17 protein-coding genes and 1 pseudogene are annotated in these 13,820 nt (G+C 73.9%); 14 read left to right on the plus strand and 4 right to left on the minus strand.

What is annotated here, in order from left to right:
• Positions 1-117 precede the first annotated feature (117 nt).
• From BM051_RS16780 to BM051_RS16790, 3 genes are all read left to right on the plus strand, one after another.
• Positions 118-1,767 (plus strand): phospho-sugar mutase, encoded by a 1,650-nt coding sequence (locus BM051_RS16780; protein ID WP_243859582.1) that lies wholly within the window; start codon positions 118-120, stop codon positions 1,765-1,767.
• A gap of 42 nt (positions 1,768-1,809) precedes the next feature.
• Positions 1,810-2,262 carry a flavodoxin family protein gene (locus BM051_RS16785; protein ID WP_092531087.1) on the plus strand — a complete coding sequence of 151 codons (453 nt, stop codon included), beginning with the start codon at positions 1,810-1,812 and terminating at the stop codon, positions 2,260-2,262.
• Between the two features lie 103 nt (positions 2,263-2,365).
• Positions 2,366-3,151, plus strand: a complete 786-nt coding sequence (locus tag BM051_RS16790; protein WP_092531088.1) for a peptidoglycan-binding protein — start codon at positions 2,366-2,368, stop codon at positions 3,149-3,151.
• A gap of 186 nt (positions 3,152-3,337) precedes the next feature.
• Here the strand turns inward: BM051_RS16790 and BM051_RS16795 are convergent, their stop codons facing one another.
• Entirely contained in the window at positions 3,338-4,324 is a 987-nt protein-coding gene (locus BM051_RS16795) for an aldo/keto reductase (protein ID WP_092531089.1), read from the minus strand.
• Positions 4,321-4,725 carry a MerR family transcriptional regulator gene (locus BM051_RS16800; protein ID WP_092531090.1) on the minus strand — a complete coding sequence of 135 codons (405 nt, stop codon included), beginning with the start codon at positions 4,723-4,725 and terminating at the stop codon, positions 4,321-4,323. Before BM051_RS16800 ends, BM051_RS16795 begins: the two co-directional genes overlap by 4 nt.
• A 58-nt stretch (positions 4,726-4,783) precedes the next feature.
• Here BM051_RS16800 and BM051_RS16805 point away from each other — a divergent pair, with 58 nt between their 5' ends.
• The 6 genes and pseudogenes from BM051_RS16805 to BM051_RS16830 all read left to right on the plus strand — a co-directional run.
• Positions 4,784-5,386 (plus strand): TetR/AcrR family transcriptional regulator, encoded by a 603-nt coding sequence (locus tag BM051_RS16805; RefSeq protein WP_092531091.1) that lies wholly within the window; start codon positions 4,784-4,786, stop codon positions 5,384-5,386.
• Positions 5,387-5,498: 112 nt separating this feature from the next.
• Positions 5,499-5,870, plus strand: a complete 372-nt coding sequence (locus BM051_RS16810) for a hypothetical protein (protein ID WP_092531092.1) — start codon at positions 5,499-5,501, stop codon at positions 5,868-5,870.
• Positions 5,871-5,886: 16 nt separating this feature from the next.
• On the plus strand, positions 5,887-6,549 hold the full coding sequence (locus BM051_RS16815; RefSeq protein WP_092531093.1) for a hypothetical protein: 663 nt from the start codon (positions 5,887-5,889) through the stop codon (positions 6,547-6,549).
• A 15-nt stretch (positions 6,550-6,564) separates the two neighbouring features.
• Positions 6,565-7,041, plus strand: a complete 477-nt coding sequence (locus BM051_RS16820; protein WP_092531094.1) for a YbaB/EbfC family nucleoid-associated protein — start codon at positions 6,565-6,567, stop codon at positions 7,039-7,041.
• Positions 7,038-7,394, plus strand: coding sequence for a hypothetical protein (locus BM051_RS16825; protein WP_092531095.1), 357 nt, complete (start codon positions 7,038-7,040; stop codon positions 7,392-7,394). The genes BM051_RS16820 and BM051_RS16825 overlap by 4 nt, the downstream gene beginning before the upstream one ends.
• A 21-nt stretch (positions 7,395-7,415) precedes the next feature.
• Positions 7,416-7,712 (plus strand): annotated as a pseudogene (locus BM051_RS16830) (MmyB family transcriptional regulator); the annotation flags it as partial.
• On the opposite strand, the gene upp reads toward BM051_RS16830, so the two are convergent.
• Positions 7,709-8,332, minus strand: coding sequence for a uracil phosphoribosyltransferase (upp, locus tag BM051_RS16835; RefSeq protein ID WP_092531097.1), 624 nt, complete (start codon positions 8,330-8,332; stop codon positions 7,709-7,711). The pseudogene BM051_RS16830 and the gene upp overlap by 4 nt on opposite strands.
• 81 nt (positions 8,333-8,413) lie before the next feature.
• Between upp and BM051_RS16840 the strand changes: the two genes are divergently transcribed.
• The 4 genes from BM051_RS16840 to BM051_RS16855 are packed head-to-tail and all read left to right on the plus strand — an operon-like array spanning position 8,414 to position 12,403.
• The gene (locus BM051_RS16840) at positions 8,414-9,070 is read left to right on the plus strand and encodes a DUF1707 SHOCT-like domain-containing protein (RefSeq protein ID WP_092531098.1); all 657 of its coding nucleotides are present in this window, start codon (positions 8,414-8,416) and stop codon (positions 9,068-9,070) included.
• A gap of 40 nt (positions 9,071-9,110) precedes the next feature.
• Positions 9,111-10,064, plus strand: a complete 954-nt coding sequence (gene deoC / locus BM051_RS16845; protein ID WP_092531099.1) for a deoxyribose-phosphate aldolase — start codon at positions 9,111-9,113, stop codon at positions 10,062-10,064.
• Between the two features lies 1 nt (position 10,065).
• Entirely contained in the window at positions 10,066-11,514 is a 1,449-nt protein-coding gene (locus tag BM051_RS16850) for an aldehyde dehydrogenase family protein (protein WP_092531100.1), read from the plus strand.
• On the plus strand, positions 11,507-12,403 hold the full coding sequence (locus BM051_RS16855) for an aldehyde dehydrogenase family protein (RefSeq protein WP_092531101.1): 897 nt from the start codon (positions 11,507-11,509) through the stop codon (positions 12,401-12,403). The genes BM051_RS16850 and BM051_RS16855 overlap by 8 nt, the downstream gene beginning before the upstream one ends.
• Before the next feature lie 35 nt (positions 12,404-12,438).
• Here BM051_RS16855 and BM051_RS16860 read toward each other — a convergent pair whose 3' ends face one another.
• The gene (locus tag BM051_RS16860) at positions 12,439-13,134 is read right to left on the minus strand and encodes a FadR/GntR family transcriptional regulator (protein ID WP_092531102.1); all 696 of its coding nucleotides are present in this window, start codon (positions 13,132-13,134) and stop codon (positions 12,439-12,441) included.
• Between the two features lie 152 nt (positions 13,135-13,286).
• Between BM051_RS16860 and BM051_RS16865 the strand changes: the two genes are divergently transcribed.
• A complete protein-coding gene (locus BM051_RS16865) occupies positions 13,287-13,805 on the plus strand; it encodes a gluconokinase (protein ID WP_092531103.1) in 519 nt (172 codons plus the stop codon).
• Positions 13,806-13,820 lie beyond the last annotated feature (15 nt).

Raw genomic sequence — 13,820 nt, forward strand, 5'->3', positions numbered from 1 at the left:
GGTGATCCGGGCGGCAACGAACCGGGAACGGAACGGGATCCCTTGTCATCGGTGTGACAAGACGACGGGTCGCCGTCGTGGCCCGGTGACAACAACCACCCGGCTACCCTGGCGGCCGTGCGCGAGCCCCGACTGACCCCCGCCCTGCGCGACGCCACGTTCCGCTGGATCGCCGACGACGTCGACCCGGAGAGCAGGGCCGAGCTCCAGAGCGTGCTGGCCGCCGCGATGGGCGGCGACCCCGCGGCCGTTCCGGACCTGGGCGACCGGATGGCCGGACCGCTGCGGTTCGGCACCGCGGGGCTGCGCGGGCCGGTGCGGGCCGGACCGAACGGGATGAACGTGGCGGTCGTGGTCCGGACCACCGCCGGGGTCGCCGAGTGGCTGCGCCGGCACGGCCACGCCGGCGGCACCGTGGTGGTGGGCCGGGACGCCCGGCACGGCTCGGCCGCGTTCGCCGCCGCGGCCGCCGAGGTGCTCACCGCGGCCGGGTTCGCCGTGCGGACGCTGCCCGGCCCACAGCCGACCCCCGTGCTGGCCTTCGCCGTCCGCCACCTCGGCGCGGTGGCCGGCATCCAGATCACCGCCTCGCACAACCCGCCGGCGGACAACGGCTACAAGCTGTACGACTCGACCGGCGCGCAGATCGTGCCGCCGGCCGACACGGAGATCGAGGCGGCCATCGAGGCCGCACCGGCCGCGGTGAGCGTGCCGCGGGCACCGGGCGTGGCCGAGCTCGGCGACGAGCTGGTCGCGGCCTACCTCGCGACCGTGGCGACCCTGCCCCGTGGCACGGCCAGGGCCCTGCGCGTGGTGGCCACCGCGCTGCACGGCGTCGGCGCGGAGCCGCTGACCAGGGCGCTCACCACCGCCGGGTTCGACCCGCCGCGGCTGGTGGCCGAGCAGGCCGACCCCGACCCGGACTTCCCGACGGTGGCCTTCCCCAATCCGGAGGAGCCGGGCGCGACCGACCTGCTGCTCGCGCTGGCCGAGGCCGAGGACGCCGACCTCGCCGTCGCGCTGGACCCCGACGCGGACCGCTGCGCGCTGGGGGTCCGCGACCGAGACGGCCGCTGGCGGATGCTCGGCGGCGACGAGACCGGGGTGCTGCTCGGCGAGCACGTCCTGAGCACCACCGGCGCCCCCGACCCGCTGGTGGCGACCACCATCGTGTCGTCGTCGCTGCTGGCCGACATCGCCGCGGCGCACGGCGCGCGCTACGCGGAGACGCTCACCGGCTTCAAGTGGCTGGCGCGGGCCGGCGAGGGCCTGGTGTTCGCCTACGAGGAGGCCATCGGGCTGTGCGTGAACCCGGAGTTCGTCCGGGACAAGGACGGCATCGGCGCCGCCGTGCTGGCCGCCGACCTGGCCGCCACGCTGCGGGAGCGGGGCCGCACGCTGCTCGACGCGCTGGACGACCTCGCCGTGCGGCACGGGGTGCACCGCACCGGGCAGGTCGCGCTGCGGGTGGACCGACTCGACCGGATCGGTGAGCTGATGACCGCGCTGCGTTCCCGGCCGCCGGCCACGCTCGGCGGCGCGGGGACCGAGGTCGACGACCTGCTCCCGGACGCCGACGTGCTGCGGATGCGGGGCGAGGGGCTGCGCGTGGTGGTCCGCCCTTCCGGCACCGAACCGAAGCTCAAGGCCTACCTCGAGGTGACCGAGCCGGTGGCCGACCCGGCGGGGCTCGCGGCGGCCACGGCGGCGGCCGAGCGACGGCTGGCCGACCTCACGGCCGAGGTCCGGGCGTTGCTGGGGGCCTGACCCGGTTGCCCGCGCGGCGGTGGCGCGGCAGGCTCCGGAGGCGTGTCCACCTTGTTGATCGTGCACCACACGCCGTCACCGTCGATGCAGGCCATGTTCGAGGCGGTCGTCTCGGGGGCGACCGACCCGGAGATCGAGGGCGTCGACGTCGTCCGCCACGCGGCGCTGGCCGCGACCGCGCCGGACGTGCTCGCCGCCGACGGTTACCTGCTCGGCACTCCTGCGAACCTCGGCTACATGTCCGGCGCGCTCAAGCACTTCTTCGACCAGGTCTACTACCCGTGCCTGGACTCCACCCGCGGCCGGCCGTTCGGCTTCTTCGTGCACGGCAACAGCGACGTCTCCGGCACCGTCCGGGCCATCGAGCGGATCACCACCGGGCTGGGGTGGGAGCAGGCCGCCGCGGCGGTCACGATCACCGGCGAGCCGGGCAAGGAGGACCTGTCGGCCTGCTGGGAGCTCGGCGCCACCGTCGCCGCCGGCCTCATGGACTGAGGGACCGAGCCGGGGAACATCCTCCGGACGTCGGTTGTGGGGAACCAACCAACCCGGGAAGTATCCAGTCGAACATGCACCGACACGGCCGCTGGGGGCACGGATGCCGGCACCACCTCAGTCGAACCTGCCCGGAACCGGGCACGACCACCCGCGGCACCGCCGCCGCGCGGTGTTGCGGGTGGCGGCGCTGGCTCCCGTCGCGGCGGGGCTCGGGTGGGTCGCCGGCGCCACCCGCGCCGACGTCTGGACCCGCGCCCTGCGTCCCGGTCACCGCGGCGGCGACGTCCACGAGTTGCAGATCCGGGTGGCCGGGTGGGCGGCCGACGCGCCGAGCCGCGCGTTCGTCGCGGTGGACGGCGAGTTCGGCACGGTGACGGAGGCCGCGGTGCGGCGGTTCCAGCGCGCCGCCGGCCTCCCCGCCGACGGCGTCGTCGGGACGCGCACGCTGACCGCGCTCGCCGCGCTGACCGCCGAGGACGGGTCGACCGCGCACTTCGCGTTCGCCGAGTTCACCTCGCCCGACGGCGCCGGCTTCTCCGGCGGCGCCGTCGGGACGGGCGACGTCGTCGAGAACGTCCGGCGGCTGATGCACCGGCTGGAGGCGGTGCGCCGCAAGGTCGGCGACCGCCCGGTGCGGATCGTCCGCGGGTTCCACTCGCGACCGCACTCCGCCGCGCTCGGCGGGCCGGCGAACAGCCAGCACCGCTACGGCATCGCCGCGGACGTGGTCGCCCCCGGCGTCCCCCCGGACACACTCGCCGCGGCCTGCGCCACGGCCGGGTTCTCCGGGCTGCACCGCTGCCCGCACGGCCTGCACGTCGACAGCAGGGTCGAGCACCCGTACGGCGCCCAGACCTGGTCCTGGGACACCGACCGGCACCGCTAGCCGGCGCGCGACGTGCCACCGAGGCCCCCTTGGTGGCACGCCGCGCGTCTCCCCCACCACCCAAACGGGGATGCTGCGCGTCACTGTGCTTGTTCACTGCTCCCCCACCGCGCGGCTTCGCCGTTGTCAGCGGGGCCCGCCGGGGCCATGGTGGCCAGCGGGGAGGTTCTACTCGGCGTGGCGCGGTCAGCGGCCGAGGAGGCGCATGGCGTCGGCGGGGTAGCGCTCGCCGGCCACCGCGTGGGCCGGCACCGCCGCCTCGATCGCGGCCAGCTCGTCCGGGGTGAGCTCCAGCTCGGCCGCCGCCACGTTCTCCTCCAGGTACCGGCGCCGCTTGGTGCCCGGGATCGGCACCACGTCCTCGCCGCGGTGCTGCACCCACGCCAGCGCGAGCTGCCCCGCGGTCACGCCCCGCTCGGCGGCCAGCGCCCGCAGCGCCTCGACCATCGCCAGGTTGCGCTCCAGGTTGCCGCCGGCGAAGCGGGGCTGCCCGTTCCGACGGAAGTCGTCCGGCGCGAAGTCGGCGGTGGAGCCGAACCGGCCGGTGAGCACGCCGCGGCCGAGCGGCGAGTACGGCACGATGCCGATGCCCAGCTCCCGGCAGGCCGGCACCACCTCCGGCTCGAGGTCGCGCGACCACAGGCTCCACTCGGTCTGCACGGCGCTGATCGGGTGCACGGCGTGCGCCCTGCGGATGGTCCCCGCGCCCGCCTCGGACAGGCCGAGGTGGCGCACCTTGCCCTCCCGCACCAACTCGGCCATGGCACCGACGGTCTCCTCGATCGGCACGGTCGGGTCCACCCGGTGCTGGTAGTAGAGGTCGATGTGGTCGGTGCCGAGCCGACGCAGCGACCGCTCGACGGCCTGCCGCACGTAGCCGGCGTCGCCGCGCACCCCGCGCGCCGAGGAGTCGTCCGGGTCGCGCACGACGCCGAACTTCGTGGCCAGCACCACCCGGTCCCTGCGGTCGGCGATCGCCCGCCCGACCAGCTCCTCGTTGCGGCCCATGCCGTACATGTCGGCGGTGTCCAGCAGGGTGACGCCGAGGTCGAGCGCCCGGTGGACGGTGGCGATCGACTCGGTGTCGTCGGGCGTTCCGTAGAACTCGCTCATGCCCATGCAGCCGAGGCCCTGCGCGCCGACGGTCAGCCCGCCCAGTGTCCGTGTCCTCATGCCGGTACCCCCCGCTCCCGCGGGGCGGCGATGTCGACCATCCCGCGCTCGATCCGCTCGTAGTTGGTGATCTTGTAGTCCAGGACGTCCAAACAGGACTGAAGCTCGGCGATCCGCTCGGTCACCGCCTGGCGCTGCTCGACGAGGATGGCCTTGCGCCGGCCGGCGCTCGCCGCGCCCTGCGCCCGCAGCGACGCGTACTCGCGCATCCGCCGGATCGGCATTCCCGTGGTGCGCAGCTTGGTCAGGAACGACAGCCAGGCGAGGTCGCCGTCCGAGTACGCCCTCCGGCCGGCGGCGTCCCGCGCCGGCGGCTCCAGCAGCCTGATCCGCTCGTAGTAGCGCAGCGTGTCGATGGACAGCCCGCTGCGCCGCGCGGCCTCGGCGATCGAGTAGCTCATGGCGGCGACAGTACGACCTGGAGCGCGCTCCAGGTCAAACCCGCGTTACCGTGCGTCCATGCCGCGACCGAGGACGCACGACGAGGCGCTGCGGCTGCGGTTGCTGGACCGCGCCGGCGAGCTGCTGTCCGCGGAGGGCGCCAAGGCGCTGAGCCTGCGCCGGCTCGCCGCCGACGCCGGGACCTCGACCACGGCGGTGTACTCGCTGTTCGGCAGCAAGCCGGAGCTGGTGAACGCGCTGTACGTCGAGGGGTTCCGCCGGTTCGCCATGCGGCTGCGCGCGGTGGAGCGCACCGGCGAGCCGGTGGCCGACCTGGTGCGGCTCGGCCTCGCCTACCGGGCGAGCGCGCTGGCCGACCCGCATCTCTACGCGGTGATGTTCACCAAGGCGGTGCCGGGCTTCGAGCCCAACGAGGAGGCCGCGGCACTGGCCCGGTCGACGTTGGACCCGCTGCTGGAGACCGTGCGCGCCGGCGTCGCGGCGGGCGTGCTGGCGGACACCGAGCCGGAGGTCATCGCCGGCGGCTGCTGGGCGACGGTGCACGGGCTGGTGTCGCTGGAGCTCGGCGGGACCCTGCCGGCCGCGCTGCGGGACCCGGAGGCGTTCGCCGCCGCGCTGCGCGCCACCGCCACCGGCTGGCTGCGCCGTTCGGGGGACTGACCGGCCGCCTCCCATGTGGCACCGTGCGGGAACCGGCGCCGAGGGCGGACCGTCCGACCGGGCACGGAGAGCCGAACGAGCGGCCGGCGAGCACGACAAGCGGAGGACGGAGATGGGCAGTCCCGGTGGGGGCTACGGCGTCGAGCCCGAGGAGCTCGACCAGCTCAAGAAGACGCTCAACGAGGCCAGCGACGCGTTGAACATGACGGACTTCCCGCAGCGGGCGTCCCTCGAGGGATTCCTGACCACGCAGGACGTCAGCCGGTACGAGCAGGTCGAGGAGACGGTCGAGGAGATCGTCCTGAAGCTCACCGAGTTCGTCGACCGGAAGTACCCAAGCGTGGTGGACGCGATGAACAACTTCATCGCCAGGGCACACGTCACCATCACCACCACCGCCGACGGCGTGGCCAGGGCGGGCTCGGAGTACCAGATCACCGAGGACCAGGTCACGGCCTGGCTGCGCCGGCACCAGCCCAACTGACGACCGGGGGTCTCCCATGGCACTGAAGGACCTGATCGACGAGGGCGTGCTGGCCGACGCCCGGAAGATCGACGACTTCCTCCGCGAGCGCGGCCAGTCGCTGCCGTCGGTGGAGAACACCCTCCGGCTGGTTCGCGACATCGACAGCGACCAGCTCCGGAAGGTCGGCAAGGAGGTGTGGGGCACCGGGGGCGAGGACGGCGAGGGGCTGATCAGCAAGCACTTCGACCAGTGCGTCGAGGACCTCGACCGGGCCAACCGACAGACCGCGGCATGGACCGGCGACGCGAGCAACGCCTACGCCACCCGGGTCGACAAGATCAAGGCCGGGATCAACGACATGCGCCGACCGTCCGCCGACGTCGGCGACGCACTGGTCTCCCTCGCGGACGCGTGGGACCAGGTGTTCGGCCGCAGCTTCGGCGACATCCTGGCGATCATCGGCCTCATCCTGTCGATCATCGGCGTCATCGTCGCGCTGGTCGTCGAGATCGCCGCCGGCTGGACCGGGATCGGCGCCGTCGTCGGGCTGGTGATCGGGGTGCTGAGCATCCTCGTCGGCGCGGCGTCGATCTGGTGGACCCTGCACAGCCAGGAGCAGGCCAAGATCGACGCGCTGGAGGCCGCCGGCGAGGAGGCCACCGAGACGATGACCTCGGCCAACCAGACCAAGCTGTGACGAGCGGAGTGGCACGTGACGAGTCCGGAGCAGGTCGAGGCGCTCAAGGCCCGGCTGCACAAGATCAAGGAGAATCCGCGGCAGGCGCTGTTCAGCGAGTTCAGGGGAACGTCGCGCAGCGGTGCGGTCACCGTGTGGGTGGACCTGCTGGGCCGGCAGAAGCGCGTGCACATCGCGCCCAACACGGTCCGGGAGGGCGACGAGCAGTGGCTCACCGAGGAGATCAACAGCGCCTACGAGTCCGCCCGTGAGGCCGCCACCTTCCTCGACTTCGACGTCGCCGAGCTCGCCAGGGAGCTGAGGGACGCGGCGGCCGTGGCGCAGCGCCCACCCGCGCCGCCGGCACCCGACCCTTCCGCGGCCCGCCCCGCGGAACCACCGACGCCGGCCACGCCGCCGCCACCGGGCCCGCCGCCGGCCGCGCCCCGCCCCGAGCGGCGGCGCCCCCCGGACGACGACGAGTTCTTCGACGGTTTCAACGTCCGGCGATGAACCGGCGGGGCGGGATCGGCGCGGTGCGGGCGTCGGTGTGGCTGCTGGTCGTCTGGACGCTGGCCGCGCAGACCGCGGTGCTGCTGGCCGGGCTGATCGGCTTCGCCGAGGTGCGAGCCTCCTGCGCGGGCCCCGCGGAGCTGAGCTTCCGCGCCGCGATCTCGGTGCGCTGCGCCGACGGCCGGGAGATCCCGATGAACGGCGTCGCCGCGGTGGTGCTGTTCGCCGGGTTCGGCCTGGTCGTCACCGTCCTGCTGGCCGTCTTCCACGCCGCGGCGCGGGCGGCGGAGCGGCGGGCGGTTCCGTCCACGGGGGAACGCGGCCACCGGTCGGACCACGATCGCGACGGCTAGGTCCGGTCATGCCCCGAGGATCCGGAACTGGCCGCGCTGGTGGGTGAGCTGTCGGTCAGGAGCGAGGACTTCCGCCGATGGTGGGCCGACCACAACGTCACCGACAAGACCAGCGGGCGCAAGGTGCCGCACCACCCGCTGGTCGGCGAGCTCGTGCTGGACTACGAGTCGCTGCGGCCGCCGGACGAGCCCGACCAGGTGCTCGTCGCCCACACGGCCGCGGCGGGGACCCCGACCGAGACCGCGCTGCGGCTCCTGGCCAGCTGGCGGACCGCGCCGGACCCGGTGACCGTCGAGCGGCCGAGCCAGCCGCGCTAGACGGCGCCGTACTGCCGGTCGCCGGCGTCGCCGAGACCGGGGACGATGAAGCCGGAGTCGTTGAGCCGCTCGTCGACGCTCGCGGTGACCACCCGCACCGGCAGCCCGGACCGCTCCAGGTGGGCGAGCCCCTCCGGCGCGGCCAGCGCGCAGATCGCGGTCACGTCGGTGGCGCCGCGCTCGGTGAGCAGCCGGATGGTGAACTCCATCGAGCCGCCGGTGGCCAGCATCGGGTCGAGCACCAGCACCGGCCACCCGGCGAGGTCCTCCGGCAGCGACTCCATGTACGGCGTCGGCCGCAGGGTCCGCTCGTCCCTGGCCAGCCCGACGAACCCCATCCGCGCCTCCGGGATGAGCTTGTGCGCCTGGTCGGCCATGCCGAGCCCGGCCCGCAGCACCGGTACCAGCAGCGGCGAGTTGGCCAGCCGGTAGCCGTCGGTGCGGGCCACCGGCGTGTGGATCCGCTCGACCCGCACCTCCAGCTGCCGCGTCGCCTCGTACATCAGCATCACGGTCAGCTCGTGCAGGGCCGCGCGGAACGCCGCACTGTCGGTGCGGGCATCGCGCATGGTGGACAGCCTGGCCTTGGCCAGCGGATGATCAACCACGTGCACGTCCATGGCCGGACACAGTAACGGGCAGGGCCACGGGCCCGGCGCTTCCGCCCCACGGCCGGCCGCCGCGGCACTAGGCTTCCAGCCGTGACCGACCTGCCCGACCGCAAGCAGCTGCGTGCCTCCGACGCCGACCGGGAGCACGTCGCCAGGATTCTGCACCAGGCCATGGGCGAGGGCCGGATCACCCTCGCCGAGTTGGAGGAACGGCTGGACGCGGTGTACTCGGCCAAGACGCTCGGCGAACTCGAGCCGGTCACCGCCGACCTGCCCGACGCCGGCGTCCCCGGCCTGGCCGTCCAGCCCACCCCGAGCCGGCAGCCGGCCGCTCCCGACTCCCGGGTCGGCGGCACGCCCGGCTCGACCACCTCCATCGCGGTCATGTCCGGCGCCGACCGCAAGGGCGTTTGGGTGGTCCCGCCGCAGCACACCAGCTTCGCGTTCTGGGGCGGCGTGGAGATCGACCTGCGCCACGCCCGGTTCGCCGAGCGCACCAGCACCATCACCGCGGTGGCGATCATGGGCGGCGTCGACATCGTGGTCCCCGACGACATCATCGTCGAGGTCAACGGCGTCGGGTTCATGGGCGCGTTCGAGAGCCGGGACAAGGCGAGGGGCAAGCAGCTGCGCCAGCCGGGCCCGGACGCCCCGGTGGTGAAGGTCAACGGGCTGGCGTTCTGGGGCGCGGTCACGGTGATCCGCAAGCCGGCCCCGGAGCGCCGGGGGCTGCCGCCGGCGACGTGAGGCCAGGGCCGCCGCCGTCCCGCGCGGTACCCTCGTCGCCATGGCGACACCTACCGCGGTGCCTGGCCTCGTCGACGCCACCCGCGACGACGCGAGCCTGCGCCGCTTCCTGCACGGGCTGCCGGGCGTCGACCAGGTCGGCGTCGAGCAGCGGGCGGCGAGCCTGGCCACCCGCAGCATCAAGAAGGCGGCCAAGCGCTGGGCGATCGACACCGCGATCGGGATGGTCGACCTGACCACCCTCGAGGGTGCCGACACGCACGGCAAGGTCCGCGCGCTGGCGGCGAAGGCCAAGCGCCCCGACCCGGAGCACCCGGACACCCCGCGGGTCGCGGCCGTCTGCGTGTACCCCGACCTGGCCGGCACGGCCGTCGAGGCACTGGCCGGCACCGAGATCGGGGTGGCCAGCGTCGCCACGGCGTTCCCGTCCGGCCGCTCCAGCCGCCAGGTGAAGCTGGCCGACGTCGAGCTGGCCGTGTCCGCCGGCGCCACCGAGGTCGACATGGTGATCGACCGGGGCGCGTTCCTCGAGGGTCGCTACGGGCAGGTGTTCGAGGAGATCCAGGCGGTGAAGGCGGCCTGCGGGTCGGCGCACCTGAAGGTCATCCTGGAGACCGGCGAGCTGGCCACCTACGACAACGTGCGCAGGGCGTCGTGGCTGGCGCTGCTGGCCGGCGGGGACTTCGTCAAGACGTCCACCGGCAAGGTCTCGCCCGCCGCGACGCTGCCGGTGACCCACGTGATGCTGCAGGCCGTGCGCGACTGGTACACCGCGACCGGCGAGCGGCGCGGCGTCAAGCCGGCCGGCGGCATCCGCACCACCAAGGACGCCATCCGCTACCTGGTCGCCGTGCACGAGGTCGCCGGCCCCGAGTGGCTGACCCCGGCACTGTTCCGGTTCGGCGCCTCCAGCCTGCTCAACGACCTGCTGCTACAGCGGCGCACCCAGCTCGACGGCCACTACAGCGGCCCCGACTACGTCACCCTGGACTGACATGACCGTGCCCAACCCACCCGTGTGGGAGTACGCCCCTGCCCCGGAGTCGCGGGACATCGCCAACCTCAAGCCCGGCTACCGGCCCTTCGTCGACGGCGAGTTCGTCGAGGGTTCCGGCGAGCCGTTGAAGTCGATCAACCCGGCGACCGAGGAGGTGCTCGCCGAGGTGAGCACCGCATCGATGTCCGATGTGGACATCGCGGTGCGGGCGGCCCGGCGGGCCCACGACGAGGTGTGGGGCCCGATGTCGGGCACCGAGCGGGCCAAGTACCTGTTCCGGATCGCCCGACTGATCCAGGAACGCGCGCGCGAGCTGGCCGTGCTGGAGACGCTCGACAACGGCAAGCCGATCAAGGAGTCGCGCGACGCCGACATCCCCACCGCCGCCGCGCACTTCTTCTACCACGCGGGCTGGGCGGACAAGCTGGAGTACGCCGGGCTCGGCCCCGACCCGCGCCCGCTGGGCGTGGCCGGCCAGGTCATCCCGTGGAACTTCCCGCTGCTGATGCTGGCCTGGAAGATCGCGCCCGCGCTGGCGACCGGCAACACCGTGGTGCTCAAGCCGGCCGAGACCACGCCGCTCACCGCGCTGGTGTTCGGCGAGATCTGCCAGCAGGCCGAGCTGCCGCCGGGCGTGGTGAACATCCTGCCGGGCGCCGGCGACATCGGCGCCGCGGTGGTCGAGCACCCCGGGGTCGACAAGGTCGCGTTCACCGGCTCCACCGAGGTCGGCAAGATCATCCAGCGGGCGGTGGCCGGCACGCCCAAGCGGCTGACCCTGGAGCTGGGCGGCAAGGCGGCCAACGTCGTGTTCGACGACGCGCCGCTCGACCAGGCCGTCGAGGGCATCGTCAACGGCATCTTCTTCAACCAGGGCCACGTCTGCTGCGCCGGATCGCGGCTGTTGGTGCAGGAGTCGGTGGCCGAGGAGCTGCTGGCGAAGCTGCGCTACCGGGTGTCGACGCTGCGGCTGGGCGACCCGCTGGACAAGAACACCGACGTCGGCGCGATCAACTCGCGCGAGCAGCTCACCAGGATCCGCGAGCTGGTCGAGTCCGGCGACAGCGAGGGCGCCCGGCGGTGGACCAGCCCGTGCGCGCTGCCCGAGCGCGGCTTCTTCTTCGCCCCCACGGTGTTCTCCGACGTGCACCAGTCGATGCGGATCGCCCGCGAGGAGATCTTCGGCCCGGTGCTGTCGGTGCTCACCTTCCGCACCCCGGACGAGGCCGTGGCCAGGGCGAACAACACGCCGTACGGCCTCTCCGCCGGGATCTGGACCGAGAAGGGCTCCCGGATCCTGTGGATGGCCGACCGACTGCGCGCCGGGGTGGTGTGGGCCAACACCTTCAACCGCTTCGACCCGGCCGCGCCGTTCGGCGGGTACCGGGAATCGGGCTTCGGCCGTGAGGGTGGCCGAGCCGGACTGGAGGCCTACCTCGATGCCTGACCGGAAGGCGACAGAGCGGAAGGCACCCGCGCGGGTCGCGGTCGCCAAGACCTACAAGCTGTTCATCGGCGGGAAGTTCCCGCGCTCGGAGTCCGGCCGGTCCTACCCGGTCACCGGCGCCGGCGGGGAGTTCCTCGCCAACGCCGCGCACGCGTCGCGCAAGGACCTGCGCGACGCCGTGGTCGCCGCGCGCACGGCGTTTCCCGGGTGGTCGGGCGCCACGGCGTACAACCGGGGCCAGGTGCTGTACCGGGTGGCCGAGCTGATGGAGGGCCGCCGGGAGCAGTTCGTCGCCGAGGTGGCCGCGAGCGAGGGGCTGCCGGCGCGCGCCGCGCAGGCGACGGTGGACACCGCGATCGACCGGTGGGTGTGGTACGCCGGCTGGACCGACAAGATCGCCACCGTGCTCGGCGCAGCCAACCCGGTGGCCGGGCCCTACTTCTCGTTCAGCGTGCCCGAGCCGACCGGCGTGGTCGGCGTGCTCGCGCCGCGGCGGTCGTCACTGCTGGGCCTGGTGAGCGTGCTCGCGCCGGTGCTGGCCACCGGGTGCACCGCGGTGGTGGTGAGCAGCGCGGAGCGGCCGCTGCCGGCGATCACCCTGTCCGAGGTGCTCGCCACCTCCGACGTGCCGGCCGGTGTGGTCAACCTGCTCACCGGGCGGGCCGCCGAGCTGGGGCCGTGGCTGGCCGCGCACGGCGACGTCAACGCGCTGGACCCGACCGGCGCCGACCCGGCCGACCGCGCCGAGCTCGCCCGCGCGGCGGCCGGCACGGTCAAGCGGGTGCTGCGGGTGCCGGACGAGGAGCCGGACTGGACCCGGCGGCCGGACGTGGCCCGGCTGCGCCGGTACCTGGAGGTCAAGACGGTCTGGCACCCGATGGGCGGTTGACCGCTCCCCCGCGTCGGGCGCGGCCACCGGCCGGGTCAACAGCCGTGGGGCACCACCGCGGCGCGCACCTCGGCCAGCAGCCGGCGCATCGCGTCCTCGGCGAGCTCGATGTTCCCCTCGGCCACCGCGCGGGCCACCGTGTCGTGCAGGTCCAGCGCCTCCGGCACCGGGCTGCGCGGCATCAGCCCGAGCTGGGTCCGCCCGCGCAGCACCGCGGCCACCACGTCGGTCAGCGCGGCGAACATCTCGTTGCCGCTGGCCCGCAGCAGCAGGGTGTGGTACTCGATGTCCAGGTCCAGGAACCGGGTGAGGTCGCCGGCCTCCCCGCGCTCGCGCATCCGGTCGGCGAGCACGACGATCCGCTCCCGCTCCTCGGGCGTGGCCCCGCGGGCCGCGGCACCGGCCGTGAGCGGCTCGACCGCGATCCGCAGCTCGGTCAGCGAGCGCAGCTGCGCGTCGCGGCCCGAGCCGGCCAGCCGCCACCAGATCACCCGCGGGTCGAAGACGTTCCAGGTCGACCTCGGCTGCACGATGATTCCCACCCGGCGACGCGAGGTAACCAGTCCCATGGACTCCAGCACCCGCATCGTCTCCCTGGCGACGGTCCGCGAGACGCCGAACCGTTCCTGGATACCGTCCAACGTGAACACGTACCCGGCCGGCAACGACTCGTCCGCGATGCGCAGCCCGATCGTGTCCAGGACCGTGCTGTGGAGCGCTTCGACGCTCATGTCCCTCCCTGCCTCGGCCCAGCCCACCTCGAGCCTAGACCCGACACCAGGGCTTCCCAGCACGTCTTAATGGTGATACCTTTCCGCCGCCGTCCCGCCGCCGAGCACGCGGGCGGGGGCACCGAGAACCACGAGAACACCCAGGAGACGAGATGCCCGACCCCGCTCCCGCCACCGCCCTCGTGGTCATGGGCGTGTCCGGGATCGGCAAGACCACCGTCGCCGCCATGCTGGCCGACCGGCTCGGCTGGCCGATGGCGGAGGCCGACGAGTTCCACCCCGCCGCGAACATCGAGAAGATGACCTCCGGTGTGCCGCTGACCGACGCCGACCGGGTGCCGTGGCTGGCCGCCATCCGGAACTGGATCAGCACGCGGGCGGCGGCCGGCGACAGCACCGTGCTCACCTGCTCGGCCCTGAAGCGGTTCTATCGGGACCTGCTGCGGGAGGCGGACGCCCGGGTGCGGTTCGTGCACCTCGACGGCACCCAGGAGGTGGTGCGGGAGCGGCTGGCGGGCCGGTCCGGCCACTTCATGCCGCCGTCGCTGCTGCGCTCGCAGTTCGCCGACCTGGAACCACTCGGCCGGGACGAGGACGGCGTGGTGGTGGACGCCGCCGCCTCGCCGGAGGCGGTCGTCGACTCCGCGCTCACCCGGCTCGGGCTGGCCTGATGGGGGACCCCGTCG

The organism is Amycolatopsis arida, assembly GCF_900115565.1.
Classification (GTDB): domain Bacteria; phylum Actinomycetota; class Actinomycetes; order Mycobacteriales; family Pseudonocardiaceae; genus Yuhushiella; species Yuhushiella arida.

Coding starts and splice junctions, on each gene's coding strand:
- BM051_RS16790 (WP_092531088.1), top strand. CDS start 2,366: ATGCCGGCACCACCTCAGTCGAACCTGCCCGGAACCGGGCACGACCAC.
- BM051_RS16795 (WP_092531089.1), bottom strand. CDS start 4,324: ATGAGGACACGGACACTGGGCGGGCTGACCGTCGGCGCGCAGGGCCTC.
- BM051_RS16800 (WP_092531090.1), bottom strand. CDS start 4,725: ATGAGCTACTCGATCGCCGAGGCCGCGCGGCGCAGCGGGCTGTCCATC.
- BM051_RS16805 (WP_092531091.1), top strand. CDS start 4,784: ATGCCGCGACCGAGGACGCACGACGAGGCGCTGCGGCTGCGGTTGCTG.
- BM051_RS16810 (WP_092531092.1), top strand. CDS start 5,499: ATGGGCAGTCCCGGTGGGGGCTACGGCGTCGAGCCCGAGGAGCTCGAC.
- BM051_RS16815 (WP_092531093.1), top strand. CDS start 5,887: ATGGCACTGAAGGACCTGATCGACGAGGGCGTGCTGGCCGACGCCCGG.
- BM051_RS16825 (WP_092531095.1), top strand. CDS start 7,038: ATGAACCGGCGGGGCGGGATCGGCGCGGTGCGGGCGTCGGTGTGGCTG.
- upp (WP_092531097.1), bottom strand. CDS start 8,332: ATGGACGTGCACGTGGTTGATCATCCGCTGGCCAAGGCCAGGCTGTCC.
- deoC (WP_092531099.1), top strand. CDS start 9,111: ATGGCGACACCTACCGCGGTGCCTGGCCTCGTCGACGCCACCCGCGAC.
- BM051_RS16850 (WP_092531100.1), top strand. CDS start 10,066: ATGACCGTGCCCAACCCACCCGTGTGGGAGTACGCCCCTGCCCCGGAG.
- BM051_RS16855 (WP_092531101.1), top strand. CDS start 11,507: ATGCCTGACCGGAAGGCGACAGAGCGGAAGGCACCCGCGCGGGTCGCG.
- BM051_RS16860 (WP_092531102.1), bottom strand. CDS start 13,134: ATGAGCGTCGAAGCGCTCCACAGCACGGTCCTGGACACGATCGGGCTG.
- BM051_RS16865 (WP_092531103.1), top strand. CDS start 13,287: ATGCCCGACCCCGCTCCCGCCACCGCCCTCGTGGTCATGGGCGTGTCC.